Genomic DNA, 20,182 nt, shown 5'->3' on the forward strand with positions numbered 1-20,182 from the left:
CGTTTTCAGCTTCGGTCGCTTTGGCCTGTACTGGCCATTCCAAGCAAACCCAGTCCTGCGCAGACGGGACATATTGGGATTCCGAAACCCAAACCTGCGCGAAAATCGTAAACAGCTGAGAATTTTATTTCCTACTTGTGAATAAAAGCGAGGCCGCGATTGTTAGCTTTTTATCAGATCGCACTATGCTTGATCAGAGCAGCCCAGAGAACGGAGTAGGAAAATGCGTCTTGTATTAGTTTCAGCTATTGCCCTTCAGGCCTTTGTGTTTGCACCGGTGGCATACGCTGCGGGCGGTGGAAGCGGCGCCGCACCCAAGCCAACGAACACAACCAAGAAATGCCTGTTTGGCCGCGTTTACGACAAGGATGCCGGGCGCTGTGTCAAGCCGGACAAGACCAACTTCACCCAAGATGAGCTGTATGAAGCCGTGCGGGAATTGGCATATGACGGCCAGTTAGAAAACGCTCAGAATATTCTACGCATTATGGATCAAGACGATGATCGTGTGCTGACCTACTGGGGCTTTACCTATCGCAAAATGGGTGAGCTTGAACTGGCTAACGTCTTTTATTCCAACGCCATCGAAACCAACCCCGACAATATCCTAGCACGCAGCTATATGGGTCAGGGCTTTGTGGCCGAAGGGAAAACCGATTTGGCAATTGCACAATGGCGCGAGATCAAGGCGCGCGGTGGTGAAGGCACCTGGGCCGAGGCGTCGCTGCGCGAGGCAATCCGCACCGGGCTGACCTATAACTACTAAGCTTCAGCCTTTCTTTACCCGACTCTCCGTAATTTGCCTGTGGAACGCAACTATGGCACCGCAGGCAGATGCAGGATACAAACACTTTGATACAGGTGGCACCGGGGGCGGCTCCGGTGACAGATCAGGCGGACAGTGAAGCGCCTCGCGTCATTCCTCGCGCGCTCAGCAACCGACAGAAGGCCGCCGTGGTCGTGCGGCTGCTGCTGAATGAAGGCGCGGATATCCCGCTAGAGGATCTACCCGACGATTTGCAGGAAAAACTGACCCATCAGCTGGGTGAGATGGGGCTGGTGGATCGTGTGACATTGGACGCAGTGGCGCAGGAGTTTGCACAGGCGCTGGACAGCGTCGGCCTGTCTTTCCCGCACGGTCTGGCCGGTGCTTTGGACGCGGTGGATGGTAAGATTGCCCCAGCTACAGCCGCGCGGCTGCGTAAGGTGGCCGGAGTGCGCCAGATTGGTGATCCCTGGCAACGGCTGCGCGAGGTACCAACCGAAGACCTGGCTGCCATGGCACAAGCAGAAAGCACCGAGATCGCCGCCGTGATGCTATCGAAACTGGAAACCGCAAAGGCCGCGCAGCTTTTGGGGAATCTGCCCGGTCCTGTTGCCCGTCAGATCACCTATGCGGTTTCGAAAACCGCCAATGTCACACCCGAGGCGGTAGAACGCATCGGCTGGTCGCTGGCGGCTCAGCTGGACCAAAGGCCGTCGCAGGCGTTTGCGGATGGTCCCGGGGAGCGCGTGGGCGCAATTCTGAACCAGTCGGCGGCCTCAACCCGAGACGGGTTGCTGACCGCGCTAGACGAAGAGGATTCGGATTTCGCCAGTGTCGTGCGCCGTTCGATCTTTACCTTTACGCATATCCCAGCCCGTATTCTTTCACGCGACGTCCCGGCGGTTCTCCGCAGTGTGGATCAGGCAGATCTGGTCACCGCGTTGGCCGGGGCCACTGCGGAGGATGACCAAAATACAACCGAATTCCTTTTGTCCAACATGTCATCGCGAATGGCCGACAACCTGCGCGAAGAAATCGGCGAACGCGGCAAAGTCAAGCAGTCCGAGGCTGAAGAGGCCATGACACAGATTGTTGGCGCTATTCGTGCCCTGGTTGACGAAGGAACGATCGCCCTGATCGAAGAAGACAATGAGGAATAAGCAAGCGCCGCGGTTTAGGTTATAGGAATGCTTGTGGTCGCGGAATGTGCCTTGTATGTCTGACCCGGCAAAATGCAACAGCCGGTGAGACCAGATTATGCCCGTCGAAAAGTCGGAACTAAGCCGCGGGGCGCTTCGAAAATATTATGTCACCGGCCTGTTTCTGAAAGGTGTAATCGGGGCAATGCGGCTGTTGCCGTATGAACGGCGTATCGCAACGATGGGGGCCATCGTACGCGGGCTTGCCCCTTTGGTCGGGTTCACCAAGCGCGTGCGCAGCAACCTGAAGCTCACCCGCCCCGACTTGTCGGACGCCGAGGTAAAACGCATCTGTCGTGCTGTACCCGACAATGCAGGTCGCGCCATCATGGAGCATTTTTCGCCAGAAGGCTTCACGGAACGGCAGGCCAGCGCCAAGGTGTCCGGCCCCGGCATTGCTGCCTTTGACGCCGCCGTGGCCGAAGGGCGACCAGTCATGATGATAACCGCGCATTTCGGTCACTACCTGGCAGCGCGGATCGCCCTGCAAACCCGCAGTGGACAGCCCATCGGATGCCTCTATCGTCGCATGGCAAACCCCTATTTCAACGATATGTATGTCGACGCATTCTACAAAACCGGCGCGCCGATGTTCGAACAGGGCCGCCGCGGCATGGTTGAGATGGTGCGCTCCCTCAAGAGTGGCGGCATCATTGCCATCGTCTCAGACCTGCACGCCCACGGCGGGGAAGAATTAACGTTTTTCGGCAAACCGGCCGTGACATCCGTCTTGAACGCCGAATTGGCGATGAAATACAAAGCCGAACTGATCCCGTGCTATGCTATCCGCCAACCCAATGGCATTGATTTCGAAATCGTCCTGCATGACCCGGTTCCGCATACTGACGCCAAGACCATGACCCAGTTCACCAATGATGATCTTGAGGCTATGGTACGGCAGCACATGGGACAATGGTTCTGGATTCACCGACGCTGGAAAGCCTGGAACGGACTTGGCGTTCAGCCCGAGGATATGCCCTGATCACTTGACCTTGGTGGCGGCAACGATTGGGCCATGCCCAACCTTCTGCACAAGTACGACCGCTGGCAGGTCCGAGGTCAACACCGCCGAAAACTTCTGCGGCGCCACCCCGTCCCACTGCCCGGCGACCTGCCAGGTATCTACAACATTTGCATAGTCCAGCTCATGCCCTGCCAGCTCTCCTCGGCGGATCGAGGCATGGCGCATCGGCGCATACTGCACCACGCGCACGTCAAAAACCTCACCCTCTGGCAGTTCGACCGGCGTCACATCGACCGTGACATCGTTGCCCGAACGGGTCGCCACCACTTCGGCCTCGGGCGCAGCTTTGAGATGGGCATCGATCAGATACTCCAACTCCTGCGACTTTGCACCGACCACATCCTGCTGACCGTTGATAACCATCTGAGGCGTGTAGATCATCGACCGCCCGCCCTGACGCGCATAGGCGCGCTGACGCAGGGTGTGATTGGGATCGGCATATTCGTCCTTCCAACCAATATAGTCCCAGTAGTCCACATGTAGTGCCAGTCCGATTACATCGTCACGTTGTGCCAGATCATGCATCAACTCATCGGCTGGCGGGCAGGACGAACACCCTTGTGATGTGAACAGTTCGACCACAACCGGGTCATTCTCGGCCAGGGCTGAGGTGGCCAGAAACAGGGAAACAAACACAGTGACAGGAGTAATTCTGAACATATGAAATCTCGGGCTTTTGGGGTGCTTATCCGGTTTAAACGGATCGACGCTCAACCGCCAATCAAGGTTTCTTGAGATTTAAAACAATCGCCCTTGAATTGTATACTTTAGCATACAACTTAGAACTCAAGGTATCTAAGCCTTGAATGCACGGCAATGATGCTCCAGAAAACAATCAGCAAATCCCCAAACCCAATATTTTGAAAGGGAGGCCAACTATGCCCATTACCGTTGGAAAGGATAGCGCCAAGACACGCCGCAGCCTGAGCGTGAACGGCAAGTCCATTGCCTATTACTCGGTTCGCGCCGCGCAAGAGGCCGGTCTAGGTGATTTTTCCAAGCTTCCTGCGGCACTGAAAGTGGTGTTGGAAAACATCCTGCGGTTTGAGGATGACGGGTTTTCTGTCTCGGTTGATGACATCAAAGCCTTTGCCGAATGGGGCGCAAATGGTGGTAAAAACCCGCGCGAGATTGCCTATCGCCCTGCCCGCGTATTGATGCAGGACTTCACGGGCGTCCCGGCCGTCGTCGATTTAGCCGCAATGCGTGACGGGATCAAGGCGCTGGGTGGTGACGCGCAAAAGATCAATCCGTTGAACCCGGTGGATTTGGTCATCGACCACTCAGTCATGATTGATGCGTTTGGCAATCCGCGCGCATTTCAGATGAACGTGGATCGCGAATATGAACGAAACATGGAACGCTATCAGTTTCTGAAATGGGGGCAGTCGGCGTTTGACAATTTCCGCGTTGTGCCACCCGGCACCGGCATCTGCCATCAGGTAAACCTTGAATATCTGGCCCAAACCGTCTGGAGCGACAAAGACCAGAACGGAGAGGAAGTTGCCTATCCAGATACTCTGGTCGGCACCGACAGCCACACCACCATGGTCAACGGCATGGCCGTTCTGGGCTGGGGCGTTGGCGGGATCGAGGCCGAGGCCGCGATGCTGGGTCAGCCGATTTCGATGCTGATCCCCGAGGTTGTCGGCTTTGAGCTGACCGGCGCGATGGTCGAGGGCACTACCGGCACCGATCTGGTTCTGAAAGTGGTCGAGATGCTGCGCGAAAAAGGCGTGGTTGGCAAATTCGTCGAATTCTACGGCAGCGGTCTGGATCGCCTGCCATTGGCTGACCGCGCGACCATTGCCAACATGGCACCGGAATACGGCGCGACCTGCGGTTTCTTCCCGATTGATGGCGAAACCCTGCGCTATATGCGCAATACCGGACGCGACGAGGATCGCCTGGCGTTGGTTGAGGCTTACGCCAAAGAAAACGGCCTGTGGCGGGATGAAAACTACGCCCCGATCTACACGGACACACTGTCGCTCAACATGGGCACTATCGTTCCAGCCATATCGGGTCCGAAACGTCCACAGGACTATGTCGCGCTGACTGGCGCCAAAGCCGCTTTCACCAAGGAAATGGCTGAGACCTTCAAACGCCCGATGGCCAAGGAAGTCGCGGTCAAAGGCGAAGACTACACTATGGAATCGGGCAAGGTGGTAATCGCCTCGATCACCTCATGCACCAACACATCGAACCCCTATGTGATGATCGGGGCCGGTCTGGTGGCGAAAAAGGCGCATGAACTGGGCCTGAACCGTCAGCCTTGGGTCAAGACCTCGCTGGCTCCCGGATCGCAGGTTGTAACCGAATATCTTGAGTCTGCAGGGCTGCAACAGCATCTGGACGCCATCGGGTTCAACCTTGTGGGCTATGGCTGCACCACCTGCATCGGTAACTCGGGTCCGATCCAGAAGGAAATCAGCGAAGCGATTGCCGAGGGCGATCTGGTCGCTACCTCGGTTTTGTCGGGCAACCGCAACTTTGAGGGTCGGATTTCGCCGGATGTGCGCGCCAACTATCTGGCTTCCCCTCCGCTGGTGGTGGTCTATGCGCTGGCGGGCACCATGGATATCGACCTGACCTCGGAACCGATCGGTCAGGACAAGGACGGCAATGATGTGTTCATGAAAGATATCTGGCCGGACCAGAAGGAAATCGCCGATCTGGTGCAGGAAACCGTCACCCGCGAGGCATTTCAGTCGAAATATGCCGACGTTTTCAAAGGCGACGACAAATGGCAGGCGGTCGAAGTTCCGCAACAGGAAACCTATGACTGGCCGCCGACCTCGACCTACATCCAGAACCCGCCCTATTTTCAGGGAATGAGCCCCGAACCAGGTACCATCTCGAACATCGACGGCGCCAAGGTTCTGGCCATTCTGGGCGACATGGTCACCACCGACCACATCTCACCTGCGGGGTCCTTTGCGGCAACCTCGCCTGCGGGCAAGTACCTGACAGAGCGTCAGGTCCAGCCGCGCGAGTTCAACTCGTATGGTTCGCGCCGAGGCAATCACGAGGTCATGATGCGCGGCACGTTCGCCAATATCCGCATCAAAAACGAGATGCTGGATGGCGTCGAGGGCGGTTATACCAAAGGTCCGGACGGTCAGCAGACCTCGATCTACGACGCGTCGATGGCCTATCAGGAACAGGGCGTTCCGCTTGTGGTGTTTGGGGGGCAGCAATACGGCGCCGGGTCCTCACGCGATTGGGCGGCAAAGGGTACCGCGCTGCTGGGCATCAAGGCCGTGATCGCCGAAAGCTTTGAGCGCATCCACCGTTCTAACCTAGTTGGCATGGGCGTGATCCCCTTCGAATTTACCGGCGGCGACACCCGGAAATCTCTAGGGCTAAAGGGGGATGAGACGGTCTCGATTGATGGTCTGGATAAGGTTGAACCATTGCAAGAGGTGCCCTGCACTATCACCTATGGCGACGGCACCACAAAGACCATCACCCTCAAGTGCCGCATAGATACCGCGCCCGAGATCGAATACGTCGAAAATGGCGGTGTGCTTCAATATGTGCTGCGGAACTTGGCGAAAGCTGGTTAAACCTGCACGCTATAAAATTAAGGGCGTCCGATTGGACGCCTTTTTTCATTTCTCATTTGGTTATACTATCGCGGCTTTAGTTGCCTGCCGCTTTTTCCAACGCCGGACGGATCGTGCTTTCGATCACGCGCTGAGTTATCGGCCCGGCAAAGCGCAGGATGATCGTGCCCTTACCATCGATCACATAGGTCTCGGGCACGCCATAAACGCCCCAGTCCAACCCCATACGCCCCTGCTCGTCCCGTCCGATCCCGGCATAGGGATCGCCCAGTTCGGTCAGGAAGGCTTCGGCGTTGGCCAGTTGATCCTTGTAATTGATGCCGTAAACGGGGATGCCCTCATCTGACAGGGCCTGCAGGTTGGGATGTTCAACCCGGCACGGCGCGCACCAGCTGGCCCAATAGTTGACCAGTTTGACTTCTCCGTCCCGCAGCGTGGCATCATCAAACCCTGTCTTGCCCGCGAATTCCGTCAGGACCACCGGCGGCGCGGGTTGTCCTTCGCGGGCCGAGGGCAGCGCGTTGGGGTCATCGCGGAACATGCCGATGCCCGCTAGAACGGCGAAAGCGCCAAAAATCAGCGGCGGCGCAATCATCAGGGGTGAGATTTTAGCCATTGCGCGTCATCCTTTGTTCGACCTTTTCCATCTCGGCCCGGACCTTGCGGCCACGTACGATGCTGAACACAATCAGCAGCGCCAGCAATCCGATCGAGGCCGCATAGGACCAGAGAACCGTATCGGCATATTTTCCGAGATCAGGGATCATCCGCTTACCCTTTCCCGCGCCAAAAGCGCCTTGACCCGGCGCGCGCGAATTTCCGTGCCCGTGCGGTACAAAACAAGAGCAATGAACAGCAGTACAAACCCGATGATGCACAACAAAAGTGGGTAGAAATAGATATTGCTGACCTTCTCTTCGGTATCCGCCCCGGTCACGGCGGCGGCCCGCATCACGGATGCGCCCTGATGCAGCCCCTGATTCCAAAAATTCACGGCATAGCGGCTGAGCAGCGCAAAGACAGACCCGACCAGACACAGGACCGAGGTCAGATCGGCCGCCGTATCAGGGTCTTCGATAGCTTCCCAAAGTGCGACATAGCCCAGATAGAACAGGAACAGGATCAGGAACGAGGTCAGGCGCGGATCCCAGGCCCACCAGGTGCCCCACATTGGCTGCCCCCAGATCGCCCCGGTCGCCAGCGCGATCAGGGTCATCACAATACCCACAGGGGCCGCTGCACGCGCCGCCAGCGCGCTGACATGGTGGCGCCGCACAAGCCACACCAGCGAGGTCGCCAGCATCATCAGCCAGCAATTGATCGCCATCAGCGCAGCAGGCACATGCAGATAGATAATCTTGACCGTCGATCCCTGCTTGTAGTCATCCGGTGTGAAGAAGAACCCCCACACCAGCCCTACCACGATGCAGGCAAGCGATGATGCCCAGAAAAACGGCATCACCCGTTCACTGGTGGCAAGGAACTTGCGCGGATTGGCGTATTCCCAGAGGGCGTTGGCTTTGGCTGCGATAGACATGGGCCTTATCTAGTCCGAGTCGGGTTCGTTCTCAATTGACATCAGTCAAAGTTTGACCACGTCAGCGAAGGTTAATGCGCAGCACCGCTGCGCTGGCAAAGGGCAATAGGGCGATTGTCGCGGCGGTGATCCCCGCTAGCATCAACAGCGGGGTCTGGGTTTCCATCCCCGTCGCCCCACGGCGCGCGACTTCGGCCCCAAAGATCAGGGTCGGCACGTACAGCGGCAGGACCAGCAGGGATAGCAGCAATCCGCCACGTTTCAGGCCCACGGTCAGGGCCGCGCCAAAAGTGCCGATGACACTCATTGCCGGGGTGCCGATCAACAGCGATACGACCAGCCAGAAAAACCCCGGCACTGGCAGGTTCAGCAACACGCCCAAAAACGGAGCGGCCAGAACCAGTGGCAGGCCAGTGGTTAGCCAATGGGCCAGCGCCTTGATGGTTACTACCGCTTCCAACGGCAGCGGCGCGGTGGCCAATAGGTCAAGCGAGCCGTCCTCCCAATCCAGTGCAAGCAGGCGGTCCAGCGACAACAGGCAAGCCAGCAGCGCGCCCAGCCACAGAACACCCGGCGCGATGGTCGACAGCAGCGAGGATTGCGGCCCTACTGAAAACGGCACCAAAACGGTCACGATCAGAAAAAAAGCCAGACCGAGACCAAACCCCCCGCCCGCGCGGAAGGCCAGTTTCAGGTCACGCAGCAACAGGGCGATCACAGGAAGCCTCCGTCGAAATCTTCAATGGGTTTGGGTTTCGCCTTGTTGCGGCCGACATCCAGAACTTCTCCGTCCAGGCCAAGGTCGATATGAGTGGCGATCAGGGCCGAACCGCCCTGCCCCAGATGTGCGCGAACGGCATCAGCGAACATCTGCACCGCGTTGCGGTCCAGCGACACGGTCGGCTCATCCAGCATCCAGATTGGCCGCCCCGTAACCAGCATGCGCGCCAGACCCAACCGCCGTTTTTGCCCGGCCGACAGGTTGCCAGCATGGCGATCAGACAATTCGTTCAGCGCAAAGGCGTCTAGCGCGGGCTGAATTTCATAAGTGCCAAAGACCGAGGCCCAGAAGGTCAGATTCTCAACCACCGTCAATGTCGGCTTCAACCCGTCGGAATGCGAGGCATATGCGATCTGATCCTCAGCCCCGTCAATCCGCCCCGCCAGCGGCGGCTGCAACCCGGCCAGTGTGCGCAGCAAGGTCGTCTTACCGATCCCGTTCGGCCCGCGCAGAATCAACGCCTTGCCCGGCGGCAGAGCAAAGCTCAGCCCTTCAAGCACAGGAACGCCGCCACGGGCGATGGCTAGATCGGTCACAGTCAATGTCATGGGTCCCGCTTATCTCATTGCCGTCAGGCGCAAAAGGTGAGATTTGACGCAGGCCCTGCCGACAGATCAGACCGGCAATAAGGCCAGCGCAACGCGCCGCCCTTCGGACAACAGCACGTTATACGTGCGGCACGCAGCCGGAGAGTTCATGATCTCAACTCCGATCCCGGCATTTTCCAGGGCCGTGCGCAGATCAGCAGGAATGTGATTCAGTTCAGCCCCGGTGCCAATGAACAAAACGTCCACGGTATCGGAAAGTTCCAGCAGCGGCGCGTTGTCCTCATACCCGTCCCAGGTCGTGGTTCCGGCGGGGCCTGTCAGAACGGCTCCCTCATAAACCTGCCCACCGATCCGAAAAAAGCCCGGGCCATACCCGTCAACCGGGACTGCGTTGGTATAGGAAATCTCATTCAGGCGCATGGCCGTGTTCTAGCCCCAAAGCGGTAGGCCCGACAAGGCCGCAACCGCAATCGCCAGGTAAGCCGCAGCGCGATACAGCTTTTCATACGCGGGCCGGAACAACCAACCGCCCAGCCAGTTGCCCAGCAAATTGGGCACGGCCAATGCAAGGCCCAATGCCGCCGCCGCCCAAGTGATCCGCTCCATCCCGGTCAGGAACCCAAGGAGGAGGAAATCGAACCCGAACAGGAACAATAAAATCGTGGCGCGGATCACTTCGACCGGTATGGGGCGCGACATGTAAAACAGGATTACCGCCGGGCCTGGCAAACCCGCCACGCCGCCCAGAAACCCGGCCGCTGCACCAATTCCCGCAACCATCCCCCGGCCAACATGGCCGTGATACCGCAAACCAAGGATCAGCACGGCCAGCATGAACAGAGCCAGCAGACTGACGGCATAGCGGAAAACCTCGGGTTCAACCTTGGTCAGCACCCATAACCCTACAGGAAGCAACAGCGCACAGCCCACCAACAGCCGCAACAGATCCTTGCGATGCACAACATGCCAAGCGCGACGCAGGTTCGGCAATGGGCCGAAGATGTCCATTATGGTCAGGCCGATGATGGCTCCGAATGGACCAAGGAAAGGTGTGGAAAGAGGAAGGAAAATCAGTGCGGTGCCGAATCCGGAAAACCCGCGAACAACGCCGCCTAGGAAAGCCGCAAAAATGATAACGGCCAGCCCCATTGGGGACTGGCCGAATATATCAGGCGTCGATGTTGGCAAACTGATTGCCCGCCGTATTGGACGGCTTGGACCAGTCGCGTTTGACCCCTAGCCACAGCAAGATGGTCGAAGCCACAAAGACCGAAGAATAGGTTCCCACGATCACACCCCAGATCATCGCAAAGACGAAACCTCGGATCACATCCCCACCCAACACGTAAAGCGAAATCAGCGCCAGCAGCGTGGTCACTGAGGTCATCACCGTCCGGCTGAGCGTTTCGTTGATCGAGATGTTCAGAACCTCTTTGAGATCTTTCTTCTTGTACTTCCGCAGGTTCTCACGCACGCGGTCGAACACGACCACAGTGTCGTTCAGCGAATAACCCACGATGGTCAGAAGCGCCGCGATAATGGCCAGATCGAACCGAATCTGTAGTTCCGAGAAAATACCGATGGTCAGAATCACGTCATGGACCAACGCGGCAACTGCTCCCAAAGCGAATTGCCATTCGAAGCGCAGCCAGATGTAGACCAGCACGGCGCCAATCGCCAAAACCACCGCGATCACGGCGGTCTGGATCAACTCACCGGAGACCTTTGGGCCGACGGATTCGACGGACACAAATTCTATATCCGGCGCTGCCACTTTCAGAGCCTGTTCCACGGCGGTAACCGTCGCGGCCGAGACGGCCTCGGCATCCGCTTGCGCCTGAATGCGGATCATGGCGACGTTTTCATCCGGCCCAAAGGTAGGGTCGAAAATCTCGGTGATGCTCACGTCGCCCAGCTCCAGCGGAGAGATCGCGTCGCGATAGGCGCCGACGTCGATTTCCTGTGCGGATTGGGTCCGGATCGTGGTCCCGCCACGGAAATCGATACCGAAGTTCAGCCCCTGCAGCATGAAAGACGTAAACGCCACGACCATCATCAGGGCCGAGATACCCAGCCAGACCTTCCAGCGGCTGAAGAAATCGAACGAGGTGTTCTGGGGTACGAGTTTCAGTCTCATGTCAAACCTCGATCATTTTCGGACGACGGCGTTCGAACCACATCACGATCATCAAACGCGTCACGAAGATCGCGGTAAAGACCGAGGTCAGAATACCCAGGCCCAGCGTAATCGCGAACCCGCGCACCGGCCCGCTGCCCATGGCAAACAGAATCACGGCGGTGATGAAAGTGGTAACGTTTGCGTCCAGAATAGCCGACAGGGCTTTTTCATAACCCAGCTCAATGGCACGCGCCGGGCCTCTGGCGGATTTCAGTTCTTCGCGGATACGCTCAAAAATCAGCACGTTGGCGTCCACCGCCATACCGACCGTCAGGACAATCCCCGCAATACCCGGCAAGGTCAGCGTGGCCCCGATCAGCGACAGCAGACCGAACAGCAGCCCGACGTTGATGATCAGCGCAATGTTGGCAAACACGCCAAACAAACCATAGCTAAGCGCCATGAAGGTCAGCACCGCGACAAAGGCCACGATGGTTGCCACTTTACCGGCATCGATGCTGTCTTGCCCCAGCTCGGGACCGATGGTGCGTTCTTCAAGGAACTCCAGCCCCGCAGGCAATGCACCCGCTCGCAACAGGACCGCCAGATTGGTGCTTTCTTCAACGGTGAAGTTACCGGTGATGATACCCGACCCGCCCGGAATATGGCTTTGGATCACCGGGGCAGAGATCACCTCGTCATCCAATACAATCGCAAAGGGCGCGCCGATGTTTTCCAGCGTGTAGTCGCCAAACTTGCGTGCGCCGGACGTGTTGAACCGGAAACTGACTGCCGGGCGACCGTTCTGGTCGAACGAGGGCTGCGCGTCGACCAGTTCCTCACCCGTCACAACCGGGGCGGATTCGATGATGTAATAAACGCCATCTTCGTCAATGGACGGGACGACCTCTTGCCCTATCCCCGGAACAGCGTCCGGGTCGGTGCCGCGACTGACGACCGAGTTGAAAGTCAGTTGAGCGGTGGTGCCGATGATCTCTTTCAGTTCACCTGCACTGCCAATGCCCGGCACCTGAATCAGGATACGGTCTGCACCCTGACGCTGAATTGTGGGCTCTCGCGTACCGACCTCGTCAATCCGGCGGCGGATGATTTCCAGAGCCTGCCGCACGGTGCGATCGTCCGAGGCCAGCTTTTCGGCCTCAGACAACTGCACGACGATGGTGTCACCATCGGCGCGTGCTTCGATATCGGTAGCCCCCACTCCGGTCAGCGTCTGCACCTGACGGGCCAGACCGCGCACAACCTCCAGCGCGCGGGACATGCCCTCGGGCTGGCTGATGCGAACGCGAATCTCATCCGGTGCCGAATCCTGCCGGCGGATCGTACCAACAGTCGCGCGTTCATCGCGTAGCGCGTCACGGATTTCCGGCCACATCGCCTCCATCCGGGATTCGTAGACATCTTCGACCTTCACTTCGGCCAGCAGATGCGCACCGCCCCGCAGATCGAGGCCTAGATTGACCAGCGACGACGGCAACCAGCTGGGCCATTGTGCGGCCTGGGCCTGCATCTCGGGGGTGTCGATGCCAAGCTCAATCGCGGCTTTGGCATCGTTGGATTGCTCGACGCGCGTGTAAAACGCATTCGGCAGGGCCATCAGCAGACCGATCACACAGACCGACCAGATCAGAACCCGCTTCCAGGTATTAATTTGCAGCATTACCCTGCCTTTTCAAGGAATTGTCGCGCGAAGTTACTTCGCCGGCTCGGTCTTATTCAGAACCTGCGCAATAGTCGACTTGACCACGCGAACCTTGACGTTTTCGGCCAGTTCAACCTCGACCTCGTTCTCGCCTTCCTTGACCTTCGACACCTTGCCGATCAGACCACCCTGGGTGACAACCTGATCGCCCCGGCGCACGGCCTCGACCATCGCCTGATGTTGCTTCATCTTCTTCTGCTGCGGACGGATCAGCAGGAAATACATGATCGCGAAGATCAGGATCAGCGGGAGAAACTGGGCGAATGCGCCACCTTCCATGGGATATTCCTTTTGCTTTGGATTGCGGCACGGTTCCGCAAATTTGGCGGGAACCTATGCCCTGAGATGCGCCTTTGCAAGCAAAGGCGGTGCTGTGACCCACCTGAACCTGATCCCAACGCATGAACTCGCGTCAAAGCGTTGCAGATATGTCCTAGGCAGAGGCCTGAACTCAGCTATAGTCAAACCTGAGGAGGGACAATGACAGCTCGTTACAAACCATTCCAATCGTTGACGCTTTTGCTGTCATTGCTGGCCTTGATTTTGTGTCTTGCAGCACCGCTTGGGGCACAGGAAACGCCCACCGATATCGTTGAACCCGAGGCCGAGGAAACAGACAGTTTCAAAGCCCCCGTCATCGTGGACGGCGATATGCTCTTCTTCCTGCGCGGCTCTAGCGCCCTGCCCGCGCCGGAACGGGCGGAAAGTGTCCAGAACAAGATCATCGAGGTTGCCGAGGCCTCAGAAGACCCCTCGGTCGACATTTCATTCGAAGAGACCGAGCTTGGCATCCGAATTCGCGCGGATGGTGTGATCGTGTCCATTGTGACCGTGGCAGATGCTGATCTGGACCAGATGGAGCTGGATGTTCTCAGCTTCCTACACGGTCAGGCCATCGAAGAAGCCATCCTTGGCTATCGGGCTAATCGCACGGAACAGGCCCGCGTATCCGGCGCGATCGAAGCCGCCGCGTGGACCCTTGGGTTTGCCGTTTTCATCGTTGCGATCCTGTGGATGCATCGCAGGATCAGGCGGCGCACGCTAAAATTTGTCAAACGCCACTTGCGGGATGTGGAAACCGCCACTGCCAAAAGTGTTCAGGCCGAGGCGATTGCCGCACTGGTCAGGTATGGTCTGAATTTCGTTCTGCTCATTATCTTTTTCCTGGGCTTCTACTACTACCTGTCCTTTGTTCTGCTCGCCTTTGCCGAAACCCGCTATTTTGCGCAATTACTACTGACCTACCTGACCGAACCGGTTCTGCTGATCTTCAAAGGCATTCTCTCTTACATCCCCAACATGATCATGCTGGCCCTGATCACCTGGGTCACGATGTACATCATCAAGGGCATGCGCGTGTTCTTTGATGCCGTTGAGGCCGGGTCGTTCGATATGGGCGATTTCGAGAAGCACTGGGTCAACCCGACCTTCAATATCGCCCGCGTCGTCGTCATCCTCATCGCGCTGGTTTTCGCCGTTCCTTACATTCCGGGGTCGGACTCGGCCGCGTTTCAGGGCCTGACCATATTGGTTGGCGCTATGCTATCGCTGGGGGCGAATTCGGTCGTGTCCAACATGCTGGCTGGATTATTCGTTATCTACCGCCGCTCAACCTCGATCGGGGACCGTATTCAGATCGGGGACCACATTGGCGATGTGGTGCAGATCAAGCTAATGGAAACCCACCTGAAATCCATCAAGAATGAGCTGATATCGATTCCCAATGCGCAATTGATGAATTCGGATGTCGTGAATTTTTCAAAGAAAACAGATGGTAGTGGGCTTTTACTGCACACCACAGTCGGCATCGGATACGAGGAGCCACCTGAGAAGGTCGAGGCTATGCTGATCGAAGCCGCCAAGCGCACCAAGGGGATCAAAGCCAAGCCCGAGCCATTCGTGTTGTGGACTGCACTGGCCGACTACGCGATAAATTATCAGATCAATGGCTATACGACGCGGGGCAGTATCATCCCCAAAATCCGCTCGGATCTGCACCGCAACATCGTGGCAGTGTTCAACGAAAACAACGTGCAGATCATGACGCCGTCTTACATGGCCGATCCGCCCGAACCGAAGATACCCGCCGAAGAATGGGACGGGCATCTGGCGCATGAAACACACGAGGACACCGATAAGTCGTAACCGGTGCTACACCCTGCCTTTCAGATGGTGCATAAGCGATCCTAGTGATTCACGCATTAAGGATCTGAACCATGCACGACATCCGCGCCATTCGCGAAAACCCTGACGCCTTCGACGCCGCCCTGGCGCGCCGTGGGGATGCGCCGGTGTCGTCAGATGTGCTGCGGCTGGACGAAAGCCGCCGGGCCAAGATTCTGGCCGCCGAAACCGCTCAGGCGGAGCAGAACAAGGCCAGCAAAGAGGTCGGTGCCGCCAAAGCGCGCGGGGACGAGGATGAATTCCAGCGTCTGCGCGCATTGGTGTCTGAGAAAAAGACCGAAATCGCCCGCATGCAGAACGAGGCCAAGGATCTGGACGCGCTGCTAACCGACCAACTGGCACGCATCGCCAACCTGCCCGCCGAGGATGTGCCGCAAGGTGCGGATGAGAACGACAATGTCGAGGTGAACCGTTGGGGCACCCCGCGCGAACTCGATTTTGCTCCGAAAGAACACTTCGACATTCCCGCCGTCGCCGCTGCGATGGACTTTGAAACCGCCGCCAAGACCAGCGGCAGCCGTTTTGTAAACCTGTCGAAGGGTGTCGCGCGTATCCACCGTGCGCTGGCCCAGTTCATGCTGGACACCCATATCGATAAGAACGGCCTGACCGAGATGCAAACTCCGGTTCTTGTCCGCGATGAGGCGATGTACGGCACTGATAAGCTGCCGAAATTCGGCGATGACAGCTATCAGACCACCAATGGCTGGTGGTTGATTCCAACGTCCGAGGTGACGCTGACTTATTCCGTGGCCGGTGACATTCTGGACGAAACCGCCCTGCCCATCCGCATGACCGCCCACACGGCCTGTTTCCGGTCCGAGGCCGGCAGCGCGGGCAAGGACACCGCCGGGATGCTACGCCAGCACCAGTTTGAAAAGGTCGAAATGGTTTCGATCACGCATCCCGACAAGTCGGATGAGGAACAGAAACGCATGCTGCGCTGCGCAGAGGACCTGTTGGAGCAAATGGGCATCCCCTACCGCACCGTCGTTCTGTGTACGGGCGACATGGGTTTTGGCGCGCGCCGCACCTTTGATATCGAGGCTTGGCTGCCTGGGCAGGACACGTACCGTGAGATCAGCTCGGTCTCGACCACCGGTGCTTTCCAAGCCCGCCGCATGAACGCACGTTTCCGCCCCGAAGGTGGCGGTAAGCCGGAATATGTCCACACCCTGAACGGTTCTGGGTTGGCGGTTGGACGCTGCCTGATTGCGGTTCTGGAAAATGGACAGAACGAGGATGGCACCGTGACCCTGCCCGAAGTGCTGGCGCCATACCTGGGCGGCAAACGAACACTGCAGCTGGACGGCACGCTGGCATAAAAAAACCGGCACCCGTATAGCGTAGTGCCGGTCTTGCAGAACGTAAGGCGAAGGAGGATTACTTCTTCGTCTTTTTCTTACCCTTCTTCTTTTTGTCTTTCTTGGGCTGGTCTTTTTTCTTACCGCCCTTCTTGGACTGATCTTTTTTCTTACTGTCCTTTTTGGACTTTTTGTCTTTCTTGGCCTTGGCCTTCACCTTGTCCTTGGCCTTTGAGATCGCGGCTTCCATCTCTTGCAGCTTTTTGGCGGCCTTTTCGGCCTTGGCCTTGGCTTTCGCCTTCTTGCGCGCCTTGGCTTCCGCGGCGGCTTTTTCCTCGGCAGCTTTGCGCGCGGCCTCTTCGGCACGTTTCTCGGCAGCGGCGGCTGCAACGGTTTTCCGGGCGGCAGGCCTGCGCGTCACAGGTTTGCGCGCGGGCGCACGTCTGGCAGTCTTGGCCGCAGTTGGCTTTTTGGCTGCAGGTTTTGCCGCAGCCGCTTTCGCTGCGGGCTTGGTTGCAATCGCCTCTTTCGCCGCGGCGATCAACAGAGGCGCGCTAGAGGCACCAATTCGGGGAACCTTGACCAGGTCGGCAGGGTTGGCTTTGGCAAGGGCTTCAGCGGTTTTGTACCCATTGGCGATCAGCGCCTGCCCAAGCGCCTTTCCTACACCCTTAACGTCGGTCACTGCGGTCATTACTAAGCCTTCCTTTCTCTCCCTACATTTTCAATTGAATGCACACTGGGCACAGACGCCTGCTAATCGGCGAGCAGTTTCGGCGACGTCTTTGCGTCAACTGCCGTGAGCCAGAGTGCCGGTTCTATCTTCTTTGGGGAATGGCACGAGACGCTTGGCATCTTCGTCCCAGAGTTTCAAATTCAGCGCCGCCACCGCCTCGGGGAACTTGATCCGACGCGGGGTGAATTCAGGCGGCAGGTTATAGTGGCACGCCCGCAGCCGATAGGATGGAATACGGGCGTTGAAATGGTGGATGTCGTGCAGCGTGATACACGCCACCGCATTGTCGAACCACCAACCAAAATCCAAAGCAGAAGACCCCTGCAAAGCTGCCAGTTGCGGATCAAGGTCCGGACGGCGGTCCCAATACGTATCTTCGAAATTATGCTGCAGGTAGACCAGGAACACACCCAGCATCCCCCCCAGCAACGAGAACACCAGCCAGACCAGAATACCGGTCGTGCCCGCGATCAGGTAAAGCAGCCCCAGGAAGATCACGATCGACAGATTGTGCAGCAGAACTCCGGTCACACCAAACCGTACCGTGTTTTTGGGCCAGCGGTAGCGAATAAAATAGGTGAACAACGCACCAACCGGAACCAAAATGAACGGGTTGCGATACAGGCGGTAGAACAAACGCTTTTTCCAGTCTGCAGCGTTCCATTCCCGCAGGGTCATGGTGTGGATTTCACCCGTTTCGCGGTGTTCCAGATTACCGATCCCCGAATGGTGCAGGTTGTGGTTCTGCTTCATCACTTCGAACGGCGCAAAGGTGAAGGGTGACAAACCGTGCCCGGCCCATTCATTCTGCTCGCGGGTCTCAAACAGGGAATGGTGGCCGCAATCATGTTGCAAAACGTAAAGACGCACAGCTGAAAAGGCAAAGACGATCCCGGCAGGGATCATGATGTACCAGCGGTCGACATAGATAATTGCCAGCGTCAGCGACGCGAAATAAACGGCGAAGGTCCCAAAATAGCTTAGCGCGGCCAGCCGATTGTCCTGTACCGCATATTGTCGCGTATATTCCCGCAAATTCATTCAGCCTGTCCCCACGTTTGGCCCAATTAATATCACCACGAAACTATTTGCGTTTTGCTTGTAATCAAGCAGCGCGCACAAAAAACAGATGCACACAGGCGAATGCTAGCCTGCGGCAGCGGGACTGTCACGCCTTTCAGCCGAAAGTGCTGAAAATTGGCGCAGTTACGCGCGACCCTTGAGATGCTTGGCCAGAGCGCCCGCGTTTTTCTTGCGCCGCCCCTTATAGGGATTTTTGTCACCCTGCCCACGCAATGTCAGGCGGATAGGCGACCCGGGCATATCGAAATCTTCGCGCAGGCCATTCACCAAATAGCGGGTGTAGCTGTCTGGCATCTTGTCGGGATGTGAACACATCACCACAAATCCAGGGGGACGGGTCTTGGCCTGAGTCATATAGCGCAGTTTGATCCGGCGGCCCTGCGGGGCTGGCGGCGGGTGCTGCTCCAGCATGGCCGTCAGCCAGCGGTTCAGTGCTGCTGTGGGTACACGACGGTTCCAAACGTCATGCGCACGCAGGATGGCAGCGCGCAGACGTTCCAGCCCCCGACCAGTCTTGGCAGATACGGTGATCAGCGGTGCGCCACGCAATTGCGGCAACAGACGATCAAAGGACTCTTTCAGATCGCGCAGCTTTTCCTGCTTGTTCTCTTCGATATCCCATTTGTTAACGGCGACAACGACGGCGCGGCCTTCGCGCTCGGCCAGATCAGCGATGCGCAGGTCCTGCTGTTCAAACGGAATGGCTGCGTCCAACAACACCACCACGACCTCGGCAAATTTTACGGCGCGCAGACCGTCGGACACCGAAAGCTTTTCCAGCTTTTCCTGCACCTTAGCTTTTTTGCGCATGCCCGCCGTGTCGAAAATCCGCATCGGGGTGCTGTCGCCATCGGGATCGGCCCAGTCAATCCGCAGGCTGATCGCATCGCGGGTGATACCAGCCTCGGGGCCGGTCAACAGGCGGTCTTCGCCGATGATCTTGTTGATCAGTGTGGACTTTCCGGCATTTGGCCGCCCGACTACCGCAACCTGCAGCGGCTTGGCGGCTGTGATCAGCGGCGCCTCGCCCTCGCCGTCTTCGTCCAGTTCGATATCGGTTTGCGGGGCATCATCCTCGGCCTGCTCAGCCGCGGCATCTGCCAGCGGCATGAGTTGCGCATAAAGGTCTGTCATCCCCTCGCCATGTTCACCCGACAGGCGCACGGGCTCACCCAGACCCAGATTATACGCCTCAAGCACACCCGCATCCGCCGCGCTTCCTTCGGCCTTGTTGGCGGCAAGGATCACATGTTTCGAGCGTTTGCGCAGGATCTCGGCGAACATCTCGTCTGTTGGGGTTAACCCCACCCGTGCGTCGATCATGAACAGGCAGACATCGGCCATATCCACCGCGCGCTCGGTCAGGCGACGCATCCGTCCCTGTAGACTGTCATCAGTCGCGTCCTCAAGACCCGCTGTGTCGATTACGGTAAAGCGCAGATCGCCCAGACGCCCTTCGCCCTCGCGCAGGTCGCGCGTCACGCCGGGCTGGTCGTCGACCAAAGCCAAGCGTTTGCCCACAAGGCGGTTGAACAGAGTGGATTTGCCCACATTCGGGCGCCCCACGATGGCGAGGGTCAGCGACATGATACTCAACTTTCAAGACTCA

The 20,182-nt window shown here is 57.9% G+C and carries 20 protein-coding genes; 6 read left to right on the forward strand and 14 right to left on the reverse strand.

The features are described from left to right. The first annotated feature begins 223 nt into the window (after positions 1-223). From GOX21_RS04910 to GOX21_RS04920, 3 genes are all read left to right on the forward strand, one after another. Entirely contained in the window at positions 224-766 is a 543-nt protein-coding gene (locus tag GOX21_RS04910) for a tetratricopeptide repeat protein (protein WP_170349098.1), read from the forward strand. 68 nt (positions 767-834) lie between these two features. Next, complete coding sequence (locus GOX21_RS04915; protein WP_170349099.1) at positions 835-1,926, forward strand: flagellar motor switch protein FliG; 1,092 nt, start codon at positions 835-837, stop codon at positions 1,924-1,926. Between the two features lie 97 nt (positions 1,927-2,023). After that, positions 2,024-2,947, forward strand: a complete 924-nt coding sequence (locus GOX21_RS04920; RefSeq protein WP_170375847.1) for a lysophospholipid acyltransferase family protein — start codon at positions 2,024-2,026, stop codon at positions 2,945-2,947. Here the strand turns inward: GOX21_RS04920 and GOX21_RS04925 are convergent, their stop codons facing one another. Then, positions 2,948-3,649, reverse strand: a complete 702-nt coding sequence (locus GOX21_RS04925) for a DUF1223 domain-containing protein (protein WP_170375849.1) — start codon at positions 3,647-3,649, stop codon at positions 2,948-2,950. It abuts the gene before it with no gap. A gap of 218 nt (positions 3,650-3,867) precedes the next feature. Between GOX21_RS04925 and acnA the strand changes: the two genes are divergently transcribed. Further along, positions 3,868-6,558 carry an aconitate hydratase AcnA gene (gene acnA / locus GOX21_RS04930; RefSeq protein WP_170375850.1) on the forward strand — a complete coding sequence of 897 codons (2,691 nt, stop codon included), beginning with the start codon at positions 3,868-3,870 and terminating at the stop codon, positions 6,556-6,558. A gap of 76 nt (positions 6,559-6,634) precedes the next feature. Here the strand turns inward: acnA and GOX21_RS04935 are convergent, their stop codons facing one another. From GOX21_RS04935 to yajC, 10 genes are all read right to left on the reverse strand, one after another. After that, complete coding sequence (locus GOX21_RS04935) at positions 6,635-7,174, reverse strand: DsbE family thiol:disulfide interchange protein (protein WP_170375853.1); 540 nt, start codon at positions 7,172-7,174, stop codon at positions 6,635-6,637. Next, the gene (gene ccmD, locus GOX21_RS04940; protein WP_170349104.1) at positions 7,167-7,325 is read right to left on the reverse strand and encodes a heme exporter protein CcmD; all 159 of its coding nucleotides are present in this window, start codon (positions 7,323-7,325) and stop codon (positions 7,167-7,169) included. Before ccmD ends, GOX21_RS04935 begins: the two co-directional genes overlap by 8 nt. After that, complete coding sequence (locus GOX21_RS04945; protein WP_170359058.1) at positions 7,322-8,095, reverse strand: heme ABC transporter permease; 774 nt, start codon at positions 8,093-8,095, stop codon at positions 7,322-7,324. The genes ccmD and GOX21_RS04945 overlap by 4 nt, the downstream gene beginning before the upstream one ends. Positions 8,096-8,156: 61 nt before the next feature. Continuing rightward, positions 8,157-8,813 carry a heme exporter protein CcmB gene (ccmB, locus tag GOX21_RS04950; RefSeq protein ID WP_170349106.1) on the reverse strand — a complete coding sequence of 219 codons (657 nt, stop codon included), beginning with the start codon at positions 8,811-8,813 and terminating at the stop codon, positions 8,157-8,159. Beyond that, positions 8,810-9,424 carry a heme ABC exporter ATP-binding protein CcmA gene (gene ccmA, locus GOX21_RS04955; protein WP_170349107.1) on the reverse strand — a complete coding sequence of 205 codons (615 nt, stop codon included), beginning with the start codon at positions 9,422-9,424 and terminating at the stop codon, positions 8,810-8,812. Before ccmA ends, ccmB begins: the two co-directional genes overlap by 4 nt. 66 nt (positions 9,425-9,490) lie before the next feature. Next, positions 9,491-9,844 (reverse strand): Mth938-like domain-containing protein, encoded by a 354-nt coding sequence (locus GOX21_RS04960; RefSeq protein WP_170375855.1) that lies wholly within the window; start codon positions 9,842-9,844, stop codon positions 9,491-9,493. Positions 9,845-9,853: 9 nt separating this feature from the next. Further along, complete coding sequence (locus tag GOX21_RS04965; protein ID WP_254428447.1) at positions 9,854-10,612, reverse strand: sulfite exporter TauE/SafE family protein; 759 nt, start codon at positions 10,610-10,612, stop codon at positions 9,854-9,856. Continuing rightward, positions 10,593-11,561, reverse strand: a complete 969-nt coding sequence (secF, locus tag GOX21_RS04970; RefSeq protein WP_170375857.1) for a protein translocase subunit SecF — start codon at positions 11,559-11,561, stop codon at positions 10,593-10,595. The genes GOX21_RS04965 and secF overlap by 20 nt, the downstream gene beginning before the upstream one ends. A gap of 1 nt (position 11,562) precedes the next feature. Beyond that, positions 11,563-13,224 carry a protein translocase subunit SecD gene (gene secD, locus GOX21_RS04975; protein ID WP_170349110.1) on the reverse strand — a complete coding sequence of 554 codons (1,662 nt, stop codon included), beginning with the start codon at positions 13,222-13,224 and terminating at the stop codon, positions 11,563-11,565. Positions 13,225-13,257: 33 nt separating this feature from the next. Next, on the reverse strand, positions 13,258-13,545 hold the full coding sequence (gene yajC / locus GOX21_RS04980) for a preprotein translocase subunit YajC (protein WP_058280646.1): 288 nt from the start codon (positions 13,543-13,545) through the stop codon (positions 13,258-13,260). A gap of 201 nt (positions 13,546-13,746) precedes the next feature. On the opposite strand from yajC, the gene GOX21_RS04985 reads away from it, so the two are divergent. Beyond that, entirely contained in the window at positions 13,747-15,411 is a 1,665-nt protein-coding gene (locus GOX21_RS04985) for a mechanosensitive ion channel family protein (protein ID WP_170375859.1), read from the forward strand. A gap of 71 nt (positions 15,412-15,482) precedes the next feature. After that, a complete protein-coding gene (gene serS / locus GOX21_RS04990) occupies positions 15,483-16,775 on the forward strand; it encodes a serine--tRNA ligase (RefSeq protein ID WP_170375861.1) in 1,293 nt (430 codons plus the stop codon). Between the two features lie 58 nt (positions 16,776-16,833). Here the strand turns inward: serS and GOX21_RS04995 are convergent, their stop codons facing one another. The 3 genes from GOX21_RS04995 to der form a co-directional block, all read right to left on the reverse strand. After that, positions 16,834-17,448 (reverse strand): helix-hairpin-helix domain-containing protein, encoded by a 615-nt coding sequence (locus GOX21_RS04995; RefSeq protein WP_170375863.1) that lies wholly within the window; start codon positions 17,446-17,448, stop codon positions 16,834-16,836. A 96-nt stretch (positions 17,449-17,544) separates the two neighbouring features. Then, entirely contained in the window at positions 17,545-18,531 is a 987-nt protein-coding gene (locus GOX21_RS05000) for a fatty acid desaturase (protein ID WP_170375865.1), read from the reverse strand. Between the two features lie 165 nt (positions 18,532-18,696). Next, positions 18,697-20,160, reverse strand: a complete 1,464-nt coding sequence (der, locus tag GOX21_RS05005) for a ribosome biogenesis GTPase Der (RefSeq protein WP_170349115.1) — start codon at positions 20,158-20,160, stop codon at positions 18,697-18,699. Between the last annotated feature and the right edge of the window lie 22 nt (positions 20,161-20,182).

Source organism: Ruegeria atlantica (assembly GCF_013032005.1).
Lineage (GTDB): Bacteria > Pseudomonadota > Alphaproteobacteria > Rhodobacterales > Rhodobacteraceae > Ruegeria > Ruegeria atlantica_A.